The 19,703-nt window shown below is 63.8% G+C and carries 15 protein-coding genes and 1 pseudogene; 8 read left to right on the top strand and 8 right to left on the bottom strand.

What is annotated here, in order from left to right:
* The first annotated feature begins 4 nt into the window (after positions 1-4).
* The 4 genes from AC3WLT_RS05165 to AC3WLT_RS05150 all read left to right on the top strand — a co-directional run bounded on the left by AC3WLT_RS05165 (position 5) and on the right by AC3WLT_RS05150 (position 3,308).
* Positions 5-886 carry a MurR/RpiR family transcriptional regulator gene (locus tag AC3WLT_RS05165; protein ID WP_492590840.1) on the top strand — a complete coding sequence of 294 codons (882 nt, stop codon included), beginning with the start codon at positions 5-7 and terminating at the stop codon, positions 884-886.
* Entirely contained in the window at positions 879-1,901 is a 1,023-nt protein-coding gene (gene iolG / locus AC3WLT_RS05160) for an inositol 2-dehydrogenase (protein ID WP_492590839.1), read from the top strand. The genes AC3WLT_RS05165 and iolG overlap by 8 nt, the downstream gene beginning before the upstream one ends.
* Positions 1,901-2,929 (top strand): Gfo/Idh/MocA family oxidoreductase, encoded by a 1,029-nt coding sequence (locus AC3WLT_RS05155; protein WP_492590838.1) that lies wholly within the window; start codon positions 1,901-1,903, stop codon positions 2,927-2,929. The genes iolG and AC3WLT_RS05155 overlap by 1 nt, the downstream gene beginning before the upstream one ends.
* A gap of 151 nt (positions 2,930-3,080) precedes the next feature.
* Positions 3,081-3,308 (top strand): sulfurtransferase TusA family protein, encoded by a 228-nt coding sequence (locus AC3WLT_RS05150; protein WP_115102597.1) that lies wholly within the window; start codon positions 3,081-3,083, stop codon positions 3,306-3,308.
* Between the two features lie 146 nt (positions 3,309-3,454).
* Here AC3WLT_RS05150 and galU read toward each other — a convergent pair whose 3' ends face one another.
* Positions 3,455-4,336 (bottom strand): UTP--glucose-1-phosphate uridylyltransferase GalU, encoded by an 882-nt coding sequence (gene galU, locus AC3WLT_RS05145; RefSeq protein ID WP_492590837.1) that lies wholly within the window; start codon positions 4,334-4,336, stop codon positions 3,455-3,457.
* 73 nt (positions 4,337-4,409) lie between these two features.
* Positions 4,410-7,289 carry a valine--tRNA ligase gene (locus AC3WLT_RS05140; RefSeq protein ID WP_492590836.1) on the bottom strand — a complete coding sequence of 960 codons (2,880 nt, stop codon included), beginning with the start codon at positions 7,287-7,289 and terminating at the stop codon, positions 4,410-4,412.
* A 291-nt stretch (positions 7,290-7,580) separates the two neighbouring features.
* Between AC3WLT_RS05140 and AC3WLT_RS05135 the strand changes: the two genes are divergently transcribed.
* Both AC3WLT_RS05135 and AC3WLT_RS05130 read left to right on the top strand, forming a co-directional pair.
* The gene (locus AC3WLT_RS05135; RefSeq protein ID WP_492590835.1) at positions 7,581-9,947 is read left to right on the top strand and encodes a UvrD-helicase domain-containing protein; all 2,367 of its coding nucleotides are present in this window, start codon (positions 7,581-7,583) and stop codon (positions 9,945-9,947) included.
* On the top strand, positions 9,944-10,774 hold the full coding sequence (locus tag AC3WLT_RS05130) for a 5'-methylthioadenosine/adenosylhomocysteine nucleosidase (protein WP_492590834.1): 831 nt from the start codon (positions 9,944-9,946) through the stop codon (positions 10,772-10,774). Before AC3WLT_RS05135 ends, AC3WLT_RS05130 begins: the two co-directional genes overlap by 4 nt.
* 60 nt (positions 10,775-10,834) lie before the next feature.
* On the opposite strand, the pseudogene AC3WLT_RS05125 reads toward AC3WLT_RS05130, so the two are convergent.
* Positions 10,835-10,924: pseudogene (locus AC3WLT_RS05125) on the bottom strand (acetyl-coenzyme A synthetase N-terminal domain-containing protein); the annotation flags it as partial.
* A gap of 89 nt (positions 10,925-11,013) precedes the next feature.
* Positions 11,014-12,282 (bottom strand): MFS transporter, encoded by a 1,269-nt coding sequence (locus AC3WLT_RS05120; protein WP_492590833.1) that lies wholly within the window; start codon positions 12,280-12,282, stop codon positions 11,014-11,016.
* A 491-nt stretch (positions 12,283-12,773) separates the two neighbouring features.
* On the opposite strand from AC3WLT_RS05120, the gene AC3WLT_RS05115 reads away from it, so the two are divergent.
* Together AC3WLT_RS05115 and AC3WLT_RS05110 are read left to right on the top strand one after the other, a co-directional pair.
* Positions 12,774-14,450 carry a methyl-accepting chemotaxis protein gene (locus AC3WLT_RS05115; RefSeq protein ID WP_492590832.1) on the top strand — a complete coding sequence of 559 codons (1,677 nt, stop codon included), beginning with the start codon at positions 12,774-12,776 and terminating at the stop codon, positions 14,448-14,450.
* Positions 14,451-14,468: 18 nt separating this feature from the next.
* The gene (locus tag AC3WLT_RS05110) at positions 14,469-15,089 is read left to right on the top strand and encodes a DUF924 family protein (protein WP_492590831.1); all 621 of its coding nucleotides are present in this window, start codon (positions 14,469-14,471) and stop codon (positions 15,087-15,089) included.
* 18 nt (positions 15,090-15,107) lie between these two features.
* Here AC3WLT_RS05110 and AC3WLT_RS05105 read toward each other — a convergent pair whose 3' ends face one another.
* The 4 genes from AC3WLT_RS05105 to AC3WLT_RS05090 form a co-directional block, all read right to left on the bottom strand.
* Complete coding sequence (locus AC3WLT_RS05105; protein ID WP_492590830.1) at positions 15,108-17,114, bottom strand: ArnT family glycosyltransferase; 2,007 nt, start codon at positions 17,112-17,114, stop codon at positions 15,108-15,110.
* 271 nt (positions 17,115-17,385) lie between these two features.
* Positions 17,386-18,132: an SDR family oxidoreductase gene (locus tag AC3WLT_RS05100; protein WP_492590829.1), complete on the bottom strand. Its 747-nt coding sequence runs from the start codon at positions 18,130-18,132 to the stop codon at positions 17,386-17,388.
* Positions 18,133-18,207: 75 nt separating this feature from the next.
* On the bottom strand, positions 18,208-18,792 hold the full coding sequence (locus AC3WLT_RS05095) for an LOG family protein (protein ID WP_492590828.1): 585 nt from the start codon (positions 18,790-18,792) through the stop codon (positions 18,208-18,210).
* Between the two features lie 2 nt (positions 18,793-18,794).
* Positions 18,795-19,520: a TetR/AcrR family transcriptional regulator gene (locus AC3WLT_RS05090; RefSeq protein ID WP_492590827.1), complete on the bottom strand. Its 726-nt coding sequence runs from the start codon at positions 19,518-19,520 to the stop codon at positions 18,795-18,797.
* Positions 19,521-19,703: the final 183 nt, after the last annotated feature.

The following is a 19,703-nucleotide window of genomic DNA, read 5'->3' as shown; positions in this document are numbered from 1 at the left end:
AGCCATGGCGCAAGAGAGCACCGAAGAATTGCCGAGCGTCGAGGAATTGATGCAGCGCATCGCGGAAAACTACCAAGCGTTGCCGCGTCAGTTGAAGAGCGTCGCAACGTATATCGAGCAGCATCGCGCGAGCGTGATGGTGGATCGCACCAGCGATATCGCCGCGAGCTGCGGCGTGCATCCTTCGGCGGTGGTGCGCTTCGCGCAACGCTTCGGTTTCTCCGGGTTCTCCGATTTGCAGGCGGTGTTTCGTCAGGCGTATACGGGGCAGGGCACGTCGTCGCCGAGTTATCAGCAGAGAATTCGCAAGCTGATCGACGAGAAGCCCGGCGCGTTGTCCGGCGGCTCGGTGGCGCGCGAATTCATCGCGGCTTCGCGTGGCGGTCTCGAAGAACTCGAGGCCGGTCTCGACGACACGCAGTTCGACGCCGCGGTGAAGATGCTGCAACAGGCCGAGAACATCTACGTGATCGGCGTGCGGCGCTCTTTTCCGGTGGCGAGCTACATCGTCTACGCGTTGCAGCACACGCCCAAGCGCGTGCATCTGGTGTCGGGTTTCGGCGGCATGTATCGCGAGCAGATCCGCAGCGTCAAGAAGGGCGACGTGGTGATCGCGATCAGCTTCGCGCCTTATGGCAAGGAAACACAGTACTGCTTGCGCGTGGCGCACCATCATCAGGCGAAGACGCTGGTGATTACCGATAGCCAGCTGTCGCCGCTCGCGCGCTATGCAACCACCCAACTGTATGTGAAAGAGGGCAGCGCGTTTGCGTTCCGCTCGCTGACCAGCACGATCTGTTTGTGCCAGGCGTTGTTCATTGCGCTCGCGTACAAGCTCGAATTGAACGTAGAAGAATCCAAAGACACTGGAGGATACGATGACTGAAACGGCAGGCGGCAAGACGATCGATGTGGCGGTGTTCGGCGCGGGGCGCATCGGCAGGATTCACGCGGCGAATCTTGCGCGGCAACCGGGCGTGCGGCTCAAGTATGTGGTCGACGTGAATCGGGAGGCGGCTGCGGCGCTCGCCGCCGAACATGGCGCGCAGGTTGCGGATATCGACGGCGCGATGGGCGATGCGTCGATCGGTGCAACGGTGATCTGTTCGAGCACGGACACGCACGCGGATCTGATCATGCAATCCGCCGCGCAGAAGAAGCATGTGTTCTGCGAGAAACCGGTGGACCTGACGTTGGAGCGCGCGCGTGCGTGCGCCGAAGCAGTCGAGCGCGCGGGCGTGGCGTGCATGATCGGTTTCCAGCGCCGTTTCGATCCGACGTTCTCCGCATTGAAAGCGCGCGTCGACGCAGGCGAGATCGGCACGCCGGAAATGCTGGTGGTGACGAGCCGCGATCCGGGCGCGCCGCCGGTCGAATACATCAGGCATTCGGGCGGCATCTTCAAGGACATGCTGATTCACGACTTCGACATCTTCCGCTGGATTCTCGACGACGAAGCCGACACGCTGCACGCCACCGGCAGTTGTTTGAGCGACCCGGCGATTGCCGGGGCGGGCGATATCGATTCGACCGCGGTGACGATCCGCACGAAGCGTGGCCGCCTGTGCCAGATCAATACGGCGCGCCGCGCGGCGTATGGTTACGATCAGCGCTTCGAAGTGCTCGGCAGCGCGGGCATGTTGCAGGCAGGCAATGTGCGGCCCACCGAAGTCGTCGCGTATTCGAAAACCGAGGTGTCGAGCGACGTGCCCGAAGCATTTTTCCTCGAACGCTATCGCGCGGCGTATGCACTGGAAATCGCCCATTTCTTCGATGCGATTACGCACGGCAAGCCGGTTCGCACGACCGTCGCCGACGGCCTGAAAGCGCTCGAACTTGCCGACGCCGCCACGCGCTCGTGGCGCGAAGGACGTGCGGTGAAACTCGGCGAGGTGTCGTGATGACGGCGGCTAGCGGACGGCTTCGGTTGGGCGTGGTCGGTTTGGGGCGTCTGGGCAAGCGCCACGCGGAGAATCTGGCGTATCGCGTACCGGGCGCGGCGCTCGTGGCCGCGTGCAGTCCGGTTGAAGAGGAACGGGCCTGGGCGCGCGAAACGTTGCCCGAGCCGCGTCTCTACGCCGATTACGCGGACCTGCTCGCCGATCGCGAGGTGGATGCGGTGTGGCTCGTCACGCCTTCGTCGTTGCACGCGCAACAGATCGTCGATGCGCTGCGCGCCGGCAAACACGTGTTCTGCGAGAAACCGTTGTCGCTGGATCTTGCCGAGTGCGAATGCGTGCTGGCCGAAGCCGCGCGCTATCCGCATCTGCAGGCGACCATCGGCTTCATGCGCCGTTTCGATCCGAGCTACAGGGACGCGTTCGACAAGATCGAGGCGGGGGCGATTGGCCGGCCTTTCCTGGTCCGCTCGCAGACCACCGACAAGAACGACACCGATGGTTTCTTCGTGCGTTTCGCGGCGACCTCCGGCGGCATCTTTCTCGACTGCACCGTGCACGATATCGACGTGGCCCGCTGGCTGCTCGGCAAACCGCGCGCCAAACGCGTGTTCGCGACGGGCACGGTCGCGTTGCACGAAGGCTTGCGCGAATTCGGCGACGTGGATAACGGCGTGGCGATCTGCGAGTTCGAGGACGGCAAGCTCGCGATGTTCTACGCGTCGCGCACGCAAGCGCACGGCAACGATACGCATAGCGAAGTGATCGGCACGGCCGGTGCGTTGGCGATCGGGCACAACCCGCGTGCAAATCGCATCGAGATTTATGACGCGAGCGGGATTCGCAACGAGTGCACGCCGAGTTTCTTCGATCGATTCGAGGATGCGTTTCTGCATGAGGCGCGTGCGTTCGTCGCGGCGGTGCAGGGCGGAGGACAGAGCGGCGCGACGCTCGCCGATGCGCTCGAGGCTACGCGGATCGGGATGGCGCTGCGGGCGTCGCTGCAAAGCGGTGAGGCGGTGGTGCTGTGATGTTTGCCGCGTGGCACCACCGCGGCACCACAAAAACGAAAACCGTCATCCTGCTGTCACGCCCAGCGGCCAACCAATCCCTGCGGTAGAATTTGACCCTCTGTCCGGCGTCGTGCGCGACGCCTCATCCCGAGGGTCATCGTCGATGCAAATTCAGATTCACAAGGAAGTCGATGCGCGCGGGCTGATGTGCCCGCTGCCCATTTTGCGCGCCAAGAAGGCGCTCGCCGACATGGAAAGCGGCCAGATTCTCAAGGTGCTGGCCACCGATCCAGGCTCGCAACGCGATTTCGCCGCGTTCGCGAAGCAAACCGGCAATGAAATCGTCGAAAGCTCGGCGCAAGACAAGATTTTTACGTTCTTGATGCGCCGGCGTTAATGCGGCCGCTGACTCAACAGCACTGAGTTGCGCAAAACCCAAACCGTCTGGCGCCCAAATCAAAAGGCGCTGTGCCCGCGAATGCGAGGCACAGCGCCTTTTTTACTTCGTGCCGGGGTCAGACACGCATCCCGGCGAGTCGCCGTTCAGCCTTCCAGCACCGGCGAACGCGTACGCAGATACTCTTCGAAATCCGCTGCCACTTCCGGGTGGCGCAGCGCGAATTCCACCGTCGCCTTCAGGTAACCGAGCTTGCTGCCGCAGTCGAAACGCGTGCCGTGGTACTTGTACGCGAGCACCTGTTCGTCGGCGAGCAGCGACTGGATCGCGTCCGTCAGCTGCAATTCGCCGCCCGCGCCCGGCTTCAACGCGCGCAGATGTTCGAAGATCCGCGGCTTCAGCACATAGCGGCCCACCACGCCGAGATTCGACGGCGCCACCTCCGGCTCCGGCTTTTCGACGATGCCTGACATCTTGATGATCGAGTCTTCCCACTCCTTGCCGTCGACGATGCCGTACGACTTCGTTTCCGCGGCCGGGATCTCTTCGACACCGATCACCGAGCTGTGATAGTGGTCGAACACCTCGATCATCTGCGTCATCACGGGCGGCGTGCCGTACAGCAGGTCGTCCGCGAGGATCACGGCGAACGGGTTGTCGCCCACCAGTTTTTCGGCGCACATCACCGCATGGCCGAGGCCGAGCGCTTCCGGCTGGCGCACGTAGAAGCAATCCACATGGCTCGGCTTGATGCTGCGCACCAGTTCCAGCAGCTTGTCCTTGCCGCGCGCTTCCAGTTCCGCCTCGATTTCGTATGACTTATCGAAGTGGTCTTCGATCGCGCGCTTGCTGCGGCCCGTGACGAAGATCATTTCGGTAATGCCGGCTGCCATCGCCTCTTCCACTGCATACTGGATCAGCGGCTTGTCGACGATCGGCAGCATCTCCTTCGGGCTTGCCTTCGTGGCAGGGAGAAACCGGGTGCCGAGACCTGCTACCGGAAATACCGCCTTTGTAACTTTTAGCATGTGAGTACCCTGAGTCCTCTGGTTTAGCTTCGGGTTCGCGCCCACCCGCGAGGGGCGGACACGAAGCCTTCGATCAAGCCGGCAGGCGCGCCAGTTGAGCTTTCAGCTTGCCGATAGTGGTTGCATATTCTGCCAGCCTTTTCTGCTCCTGCTCAACGACTGCGGGCGGCGCCTTTGCTACAAAGCTTTCATTTTGCAATTTGGCATTGCATTTGGTGACTTCCGTGGCAAGCCGCGCGATCTCCTTCGACAGACGCTCGCGCTCGACGGCCACGTCGATCTCCACCTTCAACACCAGCTTGTCGCTCCCTACGATAGCAATTGGCGCGCCATCCGCCTGCGCATCCAGCGTCGCCTCGTCGGCAATGATCTGCACTTCCGACAAACGGGCCAGCGCCTGAGCGTACGGCGCGAAGGTGCGCAAGCGCTCGGCGTTGCCGGTCGCGAGCAGCGGCACCTTGGTCGCCGGCGACAGATTCATCTCGCCGCGCAGATTCCGGCACGCATCGATGACTGCCTTCAGGTCCGCCACCCATTGCTCCGCGTTCTCGTCGAGCTTCGACGGCTCCGCAACGGGGTAGGGCTGAACCATGATGGACGCTTCGCCCTCCGCCTTGCCCTGCGGATAACGATCGGCCAGCGGCGCTACTTTTTGCCACAACGCCTCGGTGATGAACGGAATCACCGGATGCGCGAGGCGCAATACGGCTTCGAGCACGCGCAGCAGCGTGCGGCGCGTGGCGCGCTGCTGGTTCGGCTGACCCGTCTGGATCTGCACCTTGGCGAGTTCGAGGTACCAGTCACAGTATTCGTCCCACACGAACTTGTATAGGGCGTTGGCCACATTGTCGAAGCGATAGTCGGCGAAACCCTTGGCGACTTCCGCTTCCACGCGTTGCAGGTGCGAGACGATCCAGCGGTCGGCCGACGAGAAATTCAGGTGGCCGTCCGGGCCGCATTCGCCGCATTGCTCCGGCTTGCCGAAACCGCAGTCGTGGCCTTCGCAGTTCATCAGCACGAAGCGCGTGGCATTCCACAGCTTGTTGCAAAAGTTGCGATAGCCTTCGCAGCGCGCCAGATCGAAGTTGACGTTGCGGCCGAGCGTGGCCATCGACGCCATCGTGAAGCGCAGCGCGTCGGTGCCGAAGGCCGGAATGCCGTCCGGGAATTCCTTGCGGGTTTTCTTTTCGATCGACGCGGCCTGCTTCGGATTCATCAGACCGGTGGTGCGCTTGGCGACCAGCGAGTCGAGATCGATGCCGTCGACGATATCGATCGGGTCGAGCGTATTGCCCTTGCTCTTCGACATCTTCTGGCCTTCGGCGTCGCGCACGAGGCCGTGCACGTAGACCGTGTCGAACGGCACCTTGCCGGTGAAGTGCGTGGTCATCATGACCATGCGCGCGACCCAGAAAAAGATGATGTCGAAGCCCGTGACCAGCACCGACGACGGCAGGAAGTGCTTCAGCTCCTTCGTCTCGTTCGGCCAGCCGAGCGACGAGAACGGCACCAGCGCCGAGGAGAACCACGTGTCGAGCACGTCTTCGTCGCGCTTCAAGGCGCCCGTGTAGCCGGCCGCGGCGGCCTTGGCGCGGACTTCCTCTGCCGTTTTGGCAACGAAGATTTCACCGTTTTCGCCGTACCACGCCGGGATCTGATGGCCCCACCAGAGCTGGCGCGAGATGCACCAGTCCTGGATGTTTTCGAGCCATTGATAGTAGGTCGTGGTCCAGTTTTCCGGCACGAATTTGATTTCGCCGCTGCGGACCACGTCCAATGCCGTTTCCGCGATCGACTTGCCCGGATTGAAGGTGCGTTCCGGCGCCGGCTTGCTCATCGCGACGAACCATTGGTCCGTGAGCATCGGCTCGATCACGACGCTGGTGCGGTCGCCGCGCGGCACCATCAGCTTGTGCGGCTTGACCGACTCGAGCAGGCCGAGCGCTTCGAGGTCGGCCACGACTTGCTTGCGCGCTTCGAAACGGTCCAGACCGCGGTATTTTTCCGGCGCGTTGTCGTTGATCTTCGCGTCGAGCGTGAGGATTTCGATTTGCGGCAGCTTGTGGCGCAGGCCGACCTGATAGTCGTTGAAGTCGTGCGCGGGCGTGACTTTCACGACGCCGGTGCCGAATTCGCGGTCGACGTAGTCGTCGGCGATGATCGGGATTTCGCGGCCGGTGAGCGGCAGCCTGATCGTTTTGCCGATCAGGTGCGCGTAGCGTTCGTCTTCCGGATGGACCATGGCGGCGGTGTCGCCGAGCATGGTTTCCGGCCGCGTGGTGGCGACCGTCAGATGGCCGGAGCCGTCCGCGAGCGGGTAGTGGATATGCCAGAGGTGGCCGTTTTCTTCTTCGCTGACCACTTCGAGGTCCGAGACGGCGGTGAGCAGCACCGGGTCCCAGTTCACGAGGCGTTTGCCGCGATAGATCAGACCCTGCTCATACAGCCGTACGAAGACGTCGCGCACGGCGGCCGACATTTTGTCGTCCATCGTGAAGTATTCGCGCGACCAGTCGATCGACGCACCGAGGCGGCGCACCTGATTCGTGATGGTCGAGCCGGATTGCTGCTTCCAGTCCCAGACGCGTTCGGTGAATTTTTCGCGGCCGAGGTCGTGGCGCGAAATGCCCAGGGCGTCAAGTTGGCGCTCGACCACGATTTGCGTGGCGATGCCCGCGTGGTCCGTGCCCGGCACCCACAGGGTGTTTTCGCCGAGCATGCGGTGATAGCGGGTGAGGCCGTCCATGATCGTCTGATTGAACGCATGGCCCATGTGAAGGGTGCCCGTGACGTTCGGCGGCGGTAGTTGAATCGAGAAGTTTTTCTTGTTCTCGTTGAAGGAGGGCGCCGCGTAGGCGCGCTTTTCCCATTCGGGGCCCCAGTGGGCTTCGATGGTGTGGGGCTCGAAGCTTTTGGCAAGCATGGAGGTGGTGTCGCTCGGGGTCTCGCTCATTTGTCGATCTGCTGAAAGATGCAAAGAATGCTCGATTATAAGCGGCGGGGTAGGCAGGCGACCGCGGCGCCGGGTTTTGGCTGGATTTTTTGCGTTGGGCGGCGGCAATGCGGTTTTGCCTGCGGCGCACGGGAAGAAGGCCGCCGCGCAAGGAAAATGAGCAAAAAACCCGGCTTCGCGAGCGAACCGCCATGCCGCCGCGCAAGGCGGAAGAACCGGCAGAAGAACCAAAAAAACCCCAGCCGCCCAGGGGCATATAATGTCGAACGCACTTGCCGTCCCTCCAGAAAAATGCCCGATCTGCTAGCCAATCTAAACCCCGAACAACACGCCGCGGTCACGCTCCCAAACGAGCCGGCGCTCATCCTCGCCGGCGCGGGCAGCGGCAAAACCCGTGTCCTGATCACGCGCATCGCGTGGCTCATCCAGCATGGGCTGGCATCGCCCGCGACCATCCTGGCGGTGACTTTCACGAACAAAGCCGCCCGCGAAATGATGTCGCGCCTCTCGGCGCTCCTGCCGATCGACACACGAGGCATGTGGATCGGCACCTTCCACGGTCTGTGCAACCGCATGCTGCGCGCACATCATCGCGACGCCGGCTTGCCGGCCACCTTCCAGATTCTCGATACCGCGGACCAGCTCTCCGCGATCAAGCGTTTGATGAAAGGCCTCAACATCGACGATGAAAAGTACCCGGCGAAAAATCTCCAGTACTTCATCAACAACGCCAAGGAACAAGGCCTGCGTCCGAAAGACGTCGACGCCACCGACAACTTCAACCGCAAATTCGTCGAACTCTACGAAGCCTACGACCAGCAATGCCAGCGCGAAGGCGTCGTCGATTTTCCGGAGCTGCTGCTGCGCTGCTATGAGCTGCTCGCGCACAACCCGCCGCTGCGCGCCCACTATCAGGCGCGCTTCCGCCACATTCTGGTCGACGAGTTCCAGGACACCAACAAGCTGCAATACGCGTGGCTCAAGCTGCTTGCGGGGCAGACGAATTCGATCTTCGCGGTCGGCGACGACGATCAGTCGATCTACGCATTCCGCGGCGCGAACGTCGGCAACATGCGCGACTTCGAACACGAGTTCAAGGTCCGGCATCTGATCAAGCTCGAGCAGAACTACCGCTCGCATGGCCATATTCTCGATGCGGCCAATCAGCTGATCGCCAACAACTCGCGCCGTCTGGGCAAGAATCTGCGTACCGATGCCGGTCACGGCGAACCGGTGCGCGTCTATGAATCCGCCACCGATTCGCAGGAAGCCGGCTGGATCGTCGAGGAAATCAAGGCGCTGATCAGCACGGGCACGTCGCGCAGCGAAATCGCGATTCTGTACCGCAGCAACGCGCAGTCGCGCACGATCGAACACACGCTGGTGAATGCGGGCATCGCGTATCGCGTGTACGGCGGTCTGCGCTTTTTCGAGCGTCAGGAAGTCAAGCACGCGCTCGCGTATCTGCGCCTGATCGACAATCCGAACGACGACACCGCGTTCGCGCGCGTCGTCAATTTCCCCACGCGCGGCATTGGCGCGCGGTCGATCGAGCAACTCGCGGACGCGGCGCGTCCCTACAACTGCTCGATGGCCGCGGCGATCCCGTATGTCGCGGGCAAGGCGGGTTCGAGCCTCGCCGGTTTCGCGAACCTGATCGGCAAGATGCGCGCGGAAACGCAGCAGATGAGCCTGCCGGAAACGGTCGAATACGTGGTCCGCACGAGCGGGCTCGCGGAGTTCTATCAGAACGAGCGCGAAGGCCAGGACCGGCTGGAGAACTTGCAGGAACTGGTCAACGCGGCCGCTGCGTTCGTCAGCGAAGAAGGCTACGGCATCGATACGCCGGCGCGTTCGATCCCGTTGCGCCCGGGCGCCACCGCGGCGCCGGAACTGGCGGTCGCCACCGACGATCCGAATACCGTCGTGCTGGATGCGCCCGGCATGGCCGATCCGGCGCAAAACCCGGACACGATGACGCCGCTCGCCGGATTTTTGTCGCACGCCTCGCTCGAAGCGGGCGACAACCAGGCGCAAGCCGGTCAGGAAGCCGTGCAGCTGATGACGGTGCACGCGGCCAAGGGCCTGGAATTCACCGCGGTGTTCATCACCGGTCTCGAAGAGGGGCTGTTCCCGCACGAGAACAGCGCGATGGAATCGGACGGTCTGGAGGAAGAGCGCCGTCTGATGTACGTGGCGATCACGCGGGCCAAGGAGCGTTTGTATCTGTCGTTCGCGCAGAGCCGGATGCTGCACGGCCAGACGCGCTACAACATCCGCTCGCGCTTCTTCGACGAACTGCCGCAGGAAACCCTCAAGTGGCTCACGCCGAAGGTCGAGGCGGGCGCGCGTTGGGGCGGCCGGTCGGATAACGCCGGTTATGGGCGCGACTGGTTCGCGCGGCCGGATCGTCAGCAGGGCTATACGGGCGGGTCGTCGACGTCGACCTCGGCGCCGCTGCCGGCCTTTGCCAACGAACAGCGCGCCGCGGAAACCGGTTTCCGCGTCGGCCAGCAGGTGTTTCACACGAAGTTCGGCGAAGGCACGATCACCGCGCTCGAAGGCGGCGGCACCGACGCCAAGGCGCAAGTCAAATTCAAGCGGCACGGCGAGAAGTGGCTGGCGCTCGCGGTCGCCAAACTGCAGGCGGTGGAATGAGTTCAGCTGGTGTGAATACCGACGTCAATACCGACGTCAATACCGCCCATAGCGGCGCTCCTGTTACGCACCGTCCGCTCGGCATTCTCGCGGCTCTGCCGCAGGAGTTGGGCGATCTGATCGAAGCGATGCGCGGCGAATCCGGGGTGCGCACCATCACGCACGGCCAGCGCGACTATCACCTCGGCACCGTGCACGGCGCGCCGTGCGTCGTGACGCTCGCGCGGGTCGGCAAGGTTGCGGCGGCGGCAACCGTCAGCGCGCTGATACATGAGTTCGATGTCGAGGCGGTCGTGTTCACGGGCGTCGCAGGCGGCGTAGGGACCGAAGTGCGGATCGGCGATATCGTCGTCGCGAATGCGCTGCTGCAGCACGATCTCGACGCAACACCGCTGTTTCCGCGCTTTGAAGTGCCTCTGCTCGGCATGTCCCGTTTTGCCGCCGATGCGGCGCTCGCCGCGCAACTCGCTGCCGCGTGCGAGCGCTTTGTCGCCGAAGAAGGCGCGGCGTCGGCGGCGCGCTTTGGCACGCGCGAACCGCGGGTGCATCGCGGGCTGATCATCAGCGGCGATCAGTTCGTCGCCAGCGCGGTGGCCCTCAAGGCCTTGCGCGATGCGTTGCCCGATGCGCTGGCCGTTGAGATGGAAGGCGCGGCGATCGCGCAGGTCTGCCACGAATACGGCGTGCCGTGCGCGATCGTGCGGACCATTTCCGATACCGCGGACGATCATGCGCCGCAGTCGTTCGTGTCGTTTCTGACGGAGATCGCCGGGACGTATTCGAATGCGATCCTGCGGCGCTTTCTGGAGGCGCGTCGCGCGGATTGAGCGTCGGCGTGCGCCTTTCGCGCCATCATGCGGCATCACGCGGCACGATGCCGGCGCGCGCGTCTCCCAATGAATCCGCTGCGCCTGGTCGCGCCAGAAGTCTTCGGGGTTCTCGATCGTACGGCGCTGGAAGTCGCGGTAGCTTGGCATCGGCGGCGATCCTTCCGCTGCGAGAGCGGACAGCGGAGAGCGGCGGGCGGGTCATACGCCCGGGTGATGCGGCGCAGATGAAGCGGCCGTCATGCTTTCGCGCGCTTGCCTTCGAGATCCGGCAGAAACACCGTCAACACGCCGATCAGCGGCAGGAACGAACAGACCTTGTACACATAAGCGATGCTGGTGACGTCGGCCAACTGGCCGAGCACGGCTGCGCCGATTCCGCCCAGGCCGAACGCGAAACCGAAGAACAGGCCCGCCACCATCCCCACCTTGCCGGGGATCAGTTCCTGCGCGTAGACCAGAATTGCCGAGAACGCCGAGGCCAGCACCACGCCGATGATCACGGTCAGCACGCCGGTCCAGAACAGGTTGGCGTACGGCAGCAGCAGCGTGAACGGCGCGATGCCGAGAATCGACACCCAGATCACATACTTGCGGCCGATCTTGTCGCCGACCGGACCGCCGATCACCGTGCCCGCCGCCACCGCCGCGAGGAATACGAACAGATGGACCTGCGCGGCCTGCACCGGCAGATGGAACCTGTCGATCAGATAGAAGGTGAAGTAGCTGTTAATGCTGGCGAGGTAGAAGTACTTCGAGAACACCAGCAGGATCAGAATGCCCATCGCGAACATGACCTTGTTGCGCGACAGCGTCGCGTGGCCGGCCTGGCTGCGCGCCTTCCTGACCGACGGATGCTGCTTGTACCAACGGCCGATCTGCGTGAGCACGACGATCGCGACCAGCGCCGCCACCGAAAACCACGCAATGCTGCGCTGGCCGTGCGGAATCACGATCAATGCGGCGAGTAGCGGCCCGAGCGACGAGCCCGCATTGCCGCCCACCTGGAACAGGGATTGCGCGAGACCGTGACGGCCGCCCGAGGCCATCCGCGCCACCCGCGACGACTCCGGATGGAACACCGACGAGCCGCAGCCCACCAGCGCCGCCGCGACCAGCAGCACGCCGAAGTTCGGCGCGACCGACATCAGCAGCAGGCCGGCGAGCGTGAAACCCATGCCGACCGGCAGCGAATACGGCTTCGGATGCTTGTCGGTATAGATGCCGACGAGCGGTTGCAGCAAAGACGCGGTGATCTGGTAAGTCAGCGTAATCAGGCCGATCTGGCCGAAGGACAAAGCAAAGTTGTCTTTCAGCATCGGGTAGATGGCCAGAATCAGCGACTGGATCATGTCGTTGAGCAGGTGCGAAAAGCTGATCGCACCGAGCACGGAATAGACCGTGCGCTGGACCTTGGCGGCTGGCTGCGCGGCGGCGGTGTGGCCGGAACTGGCGGCGCCGGCTGACGCGCCGGCGAGGGCGCTTCTTTTTTCGAGGCTTGTTTCCATGCGCTAGATGAGAGAGATGAAAAGGGATGGCGGGTAGCGAATCAAGGCTGCCGGTGCGTCGTCATTGCTGGTTTTGAGGCCGCGGCATTTCGACGCGGCGTCCGGCGTAAACAGCTATTCGTCCAAGTTTAATGTGGCTCGCGCGAATTGTAAGGACAAGTTTTGTCGTGAATCAGACACTTTGGGTGTCGTCAATTCGCCGGAATTGGGAGTGAGCGGCACCACAGCGGTGCTTGTGGGCGACTGTCCTGCCACGCGTCGGCGCGGCTGGCAAGTCGTCCTGAAAATACGGCCTGGGTATTTTTGGCCATGTATAAAACGGTCGCGGGCGCGTGGCTTACGAGGCGGCGCGTCGAGGACCGGGTGACACGCAGTTGGCATGAAGGCGAGCGGCGCTAAAGATCGCAGACGTTCATGCCGTAGACCCGGAGAGATAAGAAGCAATGCCGGAACCGACCTTTCCGGCAGTTCGACACGTGGGGACGAGGAATATGAAAGCAGTTTCGCTGAGTGGCCAGACGGGCGCGGGGTTCGTACCGGAGGGAGAAGCGGCGGGCAAGCCGCAATCGCGTGGGCAGGGTGGCCGGGCGCGTGCCGTACGGCTCAAGGGCCTGTCGGTGAAGGCGACGTTGCGCCTCGCGTTTGCCGTGTTGCTGATCGGCACGCTCGCGATCGGCGTGTTCTCGCTGGCCCAGATCAGCCGGCTGAACGGTTCCGCGCAGTCGATCTACGAGCAGGGGCACGTCGCCAGCCGCGCCGCCGAAGAGGCGCGCGGCTACATGCTGCGCGCGAGCCGCGCGCAAAAAATGCTGCTGACCGCGACCACCGCGAAAGAGCGCGACGAACTCGGCGCCGACATCGACAAGGGCCTGAGCGGTCTTGCCGCGCAACTCGGCACGCTGCAGCAGTACGTCGAAGCTTCCGACGCCGCGGCCGTCGATCAGCAGAAGAAATTCGCCGCGGCCGTCGCGACGTGGAGCGCCCATCTGCGCGATTTCGTGACGCTGGTGAAAGCGCAGCCGCTCGATCTGTCGCAGATGAACTGGCAGGTCGGCACGCAGGACGTGTCGTTGCTGGTCGAAACCGGCAAGCTCGAAAAACTCGTCGACGAACTCGTCGCGCAGCGCGGCACGGCGGCGAAGGCCACCATCGAGGCGTCCGGCTTTATCTACCACTCGTCGTTCGTGATGATCGCGGTCATGACGATTGCGCTGATCGTGCTGGCGTTCGGCATCAGCGAATGGGTGGTGCGGCGCCTTGGCGCGCAGCTCGGCGGCGAGCCCGGATACGCGAAGGAGATTGCCAGCCGGATCGCGGCGGGCGATCTGTCAAATCAGATCGTGCTGGGCCGCAAGGACAAGTCGAGCATGCTGTATGCGCTGCACGACATGCAGAGCGGCCTCTCGACCACCGTCTCCGATATTGCCGCGAGCGCCGATGCGATTGCGACTGCGTCGGGTGAGATTTCGATGGGCAACCTCGACTTGTCGCAGCGCACCGAGCAACAGGCGATGGCGCTCGAACGGACCGCGAGCAGCATGGAGCAGTTGACGTCGACGGTGCGGCAGAACGCCGACAATGCGAAGCAGGCGAGCACGCTCGCCGATAACGCTTCCGAGATTGCGGAGAAGGGCGGCGCGGTGGTGAGCCGCGTGGTCGTCACGATGAATGAGATCAACGATAGCGCGCGGAGTATTGGCGACATCATTGGCGTGATCGAGGGGATTGCGTTTCAGACCAATATTCTGGCGTTGAACGCGGCGGTCGAGGCTGCGCGGGCGGGTGAAGAGGGACGCGGGTTTTCCGTGGTCGCCGCCGAAGTGCGGAATCTGGCGCAGCGCAGCGCGGCGGCTGCCAAGGAGATCAAGGGGCTGATCAATACCTCGGTCGAGCGGGTGAGTAACGGATCGACTTTGGCCCAGGACGCCGGGCAGACGATGGACGAAGTCGTCAAAGCCGTGAAGCGCGTCACCGATATCATGGGGGAGATTTCGGCCGCTTCTGCCGAGCAGAGCGCCGGGATCGAAGAGATCAACCTTGCGGTTACGCAGATGGATTCTGGTACGCAGCAGAATGCGGCGCTGGTGGAGCAGGCTACTGCGGCTGCCCGGTCGCTGGACGATCAGGCGCGAGGCTTGAAGTTGATGGTGGGGAAGTTCAGGTTATAAAAACCGGGGCCCCTGCAAATGAAAACCTACGCAACCGCGGCGGACTACGCCGCGCTCGATCCGCAAGCCCGCGCAGCATTGGACTGCTGGTTCGGCGCGCCGAACTCGCCTACCTTCGGCGAGGCGCACAAGCGGTGGTTTTCCCGCGATAAAGCGTTCGACGCGGTGCTGCTGGAACGCTTCGGCAAACTGATCGACGCAGCCCGCGATCAGGACGTCCTCGACAGCTGGAAAGAAACTCCCCTCGGTGCAGTGGCGCTGATCATCATCCTCGATCAATTCTCCCGCAACTGCCACCGCAACACGCCTCGCGCTTTCGCCGCCGATCAAAAGGCGCTGCGCGCCGCGCAACACATGATCGCAACCGGCGCCGACCGCTTACTGCCGACCGTGCATCACCGCGCATTCGCCTATCTGCCGTTCGAACACGACGAAACCCTCGCCAGCCAGCACGAATCGCTGCGTCTGTTCAAGCAGCTCGCCACCGAACCAGGCGGCGAGTCCTACTACTCATCCGCGCTCAGACACGCGCAAGTCATCGAACGCTTCGGACGTTTTCCACATCGCAACGCGATACTTGCACGGCCTTCGACCGCCGAAGAAATCGCCTTCCTGCAAGAACCCGGTTCCTCGTTCTGAGCCGATTTGGCCCATGGCTTATCGCTGCGCCGGCGAAGCGCCTGAGTTGCCCCGTGCGACCGGCGCCGGCGTCCGCACGAACACACGCAGCAGTTCGTCGTTGTCGCCCGGACGCGCGCCTGACCAGAACAGGCGCCAATCGCCCGGCGGCGTGCGGGCATCGTTGCGGCGGCTCTGCTCGATCAGCCAGGTGCATGCCGTCGTTTCGGTATTCGTCGTCGGCAGATGCTCGATGCCGGTGTAGTAGTACAGCATCGGCGCTTCCGATTCGCCCAGGCCGTGACTGGCCATGCAATCGCCGTCGTTCCATTTGATATTCATGCGGGCGCCAAGGCTTTCGAACACCGAACGATAACTCTTCCCATAGTCGAGCCACGGCAGCAGCAGCGTGCTCACCAGCCCCCATGCGACGATCGCGCCCGCGCACCAGCTCAGCGCGCCGCGCCATTTGCCGGTGTACTTGAACACCGGCAGCAGCCACAGCCAACCGAGGGTCAGCAGCAGGCCGGCCGCGATCAGGCCGGGTTTGACCGGCATCACCCAGTCGAGCGGCAACCAGCGGCCAAGCCGGTGCAGCGATCCGTGGGCATCGACAGGGCGGCTCATGATCGACCAGACGATCCACGCAAGCGCCGCCACACTGCCGAACAGCACGCGGCTTACCATGTCCCAGCCTGTGTGCAGACGCTGCGGAAGCTTTTCGATACCCTGCATCGCCAGCAGCGCAAGCGGCGCGATGAACGGCAGGATGTACAGTTCACGAATCGTCGCCGAATTTTGCAGCACCGCAAAGCCGGTGCCCGCGAAGATCACGGGCAGCGCGACGCGCGGATCGCGCCAGCGGCGCCACGCACCACCGGCAAGCGCAGTCAATGCAAGCGGCACGACTGGAAAGCCGACGCTCAGCACAGTGCGCAGCACGAACAGATGGCTCTCGTTTTCAGAGCCGAGTTCCGCTACCGAAAAGCCGAAGAAGCGGCCGATGTTGTTGTCCCACAGCCAGATCCTGAAGAGCGCTTCGGAGCGCAGATAGAGGCAGATCGGCCAGATCAGCGCGAACGGCGCGCAGACGAGGGCGGCTATGCCGAGCGCGCCTGCGAAGCTGCGGTTGCGGCAGGCGGGATAGAGCACCAGCACCGCAAAGGTGGTCGCGCCGAACACCAGCGGCACGAACAAGCCCTTGGCCAGCAGCGACACGCCGACGCCGGCGCCGAACATCGCTGCGGCACTCAGCATGGCGTGGCGCCGGCGGCGTTCGTCGACCGGCAGCAACCGGGCTTCATCGCGCAGATGCAGCAGCACCAGCTCGAACAGGCCGCAGAACCCGAGCGCGGCGCCGGCCATCAGCGCGACGTCGGTCATCATGTCATGCACGTGTTTGATGACGACGAGCGTGCTCGCGAACAACGCGAGCGTGCCGATCACGCGCACATCGAGCCAGCGCGACGCGGCGACCGCGCGGCGGGCGACGCGCGCGGTGTAGTAGACGGTCAATCCGGCGAACAGCGCGCTCGCGAGGCGCGCCGCATCGTGCAACGGCAGGTAGCGGCCGAACAGCCAGGCGAGTCCCGCGGCGACCCAGTCGTAGATCGGCGGCTTTTCGACGAAAGGCTGGCCCGCGTTGGTCGGCACGATCAGATCGCCGGTGTCGAGCATGTGCTGGATGATCCCGAACGTGTAAGTCTCGTCCTGTTTCCACGGCTCATGGCCCAAGATGCCGGGCAGGAGCCATGCGCACAGGATCGCGAGCGCGGCGAGCCACATCAACGGCCGGGTCGCGGTGAGCGCGCGCAGGCGCTGGGCGCCGCGCGAGATGCGCTCGGCGGGGCTCGCGGGGGCCGCGGGCGCGGCGGTCGCAGTCGCCGTTGCCGCAGCGGCGCGGTCCAACGAGCCCGCGTCGCTGTCGGCGATGGACGCAGAAGCAGCGTGCGTGCGCTCCGGCGCAGTGTCGGCAGCCCCTGCCGGCGCCGACGGCGCGGCTGAGGCGTGCCCCGTGCGCCAGCGCGCGGATGGGTTTTCGTGCATGAAGAATCTCTGGTCACCGAACGCGGCGGCGTGGGCCGCGAACTTACGCTTTGACTGTGGTGCGCCGCATGCGGCGGAATAGGTTCCGCCGCGATTGTAGTCCCAGTTTATTACGGTCGATTACGGAAAAAGTGAAGGTATGGGGCGTTTTCGAACAAATGGAGCCGATTCCGCGTCGGATCGACGGGAATTCGTACTTGAGAAGGGAGGCGCGGCCGCGGAAATGGCCCGGGCCCGTGGCTCAGAGGAGACGTGGTGAGGAAGAGGGCGCTCAGCGTCCGCCGGTGACGTCGAGCAGCGCGCCCGTTACGTACGAGGCGGCATCGCTCAGCAACCAGACGATCGTCTCGGCGACTTCATCGGCACTGCCGGCACGGCCGAGCGGCGTTTGCGCGCCGAGTTGGGCGGCGCGATCAGGCTTGCCGCCGCTCGCGTGGATTTCGGTGTCGATCAGGCCGGGACGCACGGCATTCACGCGTACGCCCTGCGGGCCGAGTTCTTTGGCGAGGCCGATCGTCATCGTGTCGACGGCGCCTTTCGAGCCCGCGTAATCGACGTATTCGTTCGGCGAGCCCAAACGCGCCGCCGCCGACGAGATATTCACGATCACGCCGCCCGCGCCGCCGCGGTCTTTCGACATCCGGCGCGCGGCTTCGCGCGCGCACAGATAGGCGCCGAGCACATTGACGTCGAACAGGCGCTTCAGACGCGCCAGCTCCATATCGGCGAGCTGCATCGACGGCGCGACGATGCCGGCATTGTTGACGAGCGCATCGAGCCGGCCGAAGGTCCGCTCGACGGCATCGAACATCGCGATCACATCGGCTTCGCCGGCGACGTCGCCGGCGATCGGCAGTGCGCGGCCGCCTGCGCGCTCCACTTCCGCGGCGGTTTCCTGCGCGGCCGCGAGGTTATGCGCATAGTTCACGCCGACCGACCAGCCGCGCGCGCCCAGCAAGCGCGCGGTTGCGCGGCCAATGCCGCGGCTGCCACCGGTGATCAGAACGGCTTTCGTCATCGCAACCTCATCGTGTGAACGCAGCCCGTGCAGAACGCGCGGACTATTCGGCGCCCGCAACGCGGGCCGTGGCCATCAAACCGCTTCGCGTTTGATGGCCCATTTGTCGCGGGCCGGCGGCTGATAGCGCTGCAGCTTGCCGATCAGCGCGACATGATCGGCATCGATTTGCAGGATGTCGAAGTAGGTCTGCCGCATGAAGCCTTCGTCCACCGTGTGCTGGAGCAGATTGATCAGCGGATCGTAGAAGCCGTCGATATTCAGCAGTGCCACCGGCTTCTGGTGATAGCCCAGCTGCGCCCACGTGTAGACCTCGAACAGCTCTTCGAGCGTGCCCGCGCCGCCCGGCAGCGCGACGAACGCGTCGGACAGGTCGGCCATCATCTTCTTGCGCTGATGCATGTCGGGCACCACATGCAGTTCGGTCAGGCCGTTATGGCCGACTTCCTTGTTGACCAGCAGCTCGGGAATCACGCCGATCGCGCGGCCGCCTTCGGCCATCACCGTATCGGCAATCACGCCCATCAGGCCCACCTTGCCGCCGCCGTACACCAGCGCGAGATCGGCTTCGACCAGCGCCCGGCCGAACGCGCGCGCGGCTTCGGCATACAGCGGTTTGACTCCGTCGGAGGAGCCGCAATATACACACACCGACTTCATGCTCAAACGTCCTTCGGTTCGTTACGGGGCGCGGCGCCTTCCTTGGGCGGCAGGTAATCGTAGAACTCGCGCTTGGGCAGCTTGCCCGACACGAGGTCGTCGAAAATCTGCCGCGAGCGGCCGCGCAGATAAGGCGCCATCAGCGAAACGATCTGCACGCTCACCTGATGCAGTTCCGCGCGAATCGCTTCCTGCTCGTTGTACTTGCGCGGGTTCATCACGAACTGATACGACAGCCAGTAAGTTGCGATCACACCGATGTTGGTCGCGATCACGTGCAGTTCTTCGGGTGTGGCGACCATTTCGCCGTCGGCCACGAGCTGCTCGCAGAACTGGCTCGCAAAGCGCACCTTGTGGCTGATGATCTGCTTGAAGTGTGTTTCGAGCGTGCGGTTGCGCGCCAGCAGGTCGTTCAGATCACGATACAGGAAGCGATAGCGCCAGGTGAAATCGACCATGTACTGCAGGTACGACCACATTTCGTCGATGGTCGCGCGGTGGTCGTCGGGGAAACGCAGACGCTTTTCGATCTCCTGCTCGAACTGACTGAAGATGCTGTTGATGATGTCGTCTTTGTTGCGGAAGTGGTAGTACAGGTTGCCTGGACTGATTTCCATTTCCTCGGCGATCGTCGTCGTGGTGACGTTCGGCTCGCCGATTTCGTTGAACAGTTTCAACGACAGTTCGAGTATCCGTTCGCGGGTGCGGCGGGGAGGTTTGGCTTCCATGTCGTCCGGCCCTGGTTACGCCGGCCTGGATGCGTGGCGGCGTGCCGCTCTAGCGTGATCCATCCGGACGCGGTTGGTATAGTTGAGCGCCCCCAAACCTGTCGCTGCGCGACAGGCCCCCCGAGAGGGCAATCCCACAATCCGCCAAGGGGACTTCCTTCGGGGCGGGGGACTTCCTGCGGG

It is taken from the genome of Paraburkholderia sp. FW306-2-2C-D06C (assembly GCF_058781505.1).
The sequence above is the reverse complement of the archived record's forward strand: the minus strand, read 5'-3'. Positions and strand labels throughout refer to the sequence as shown.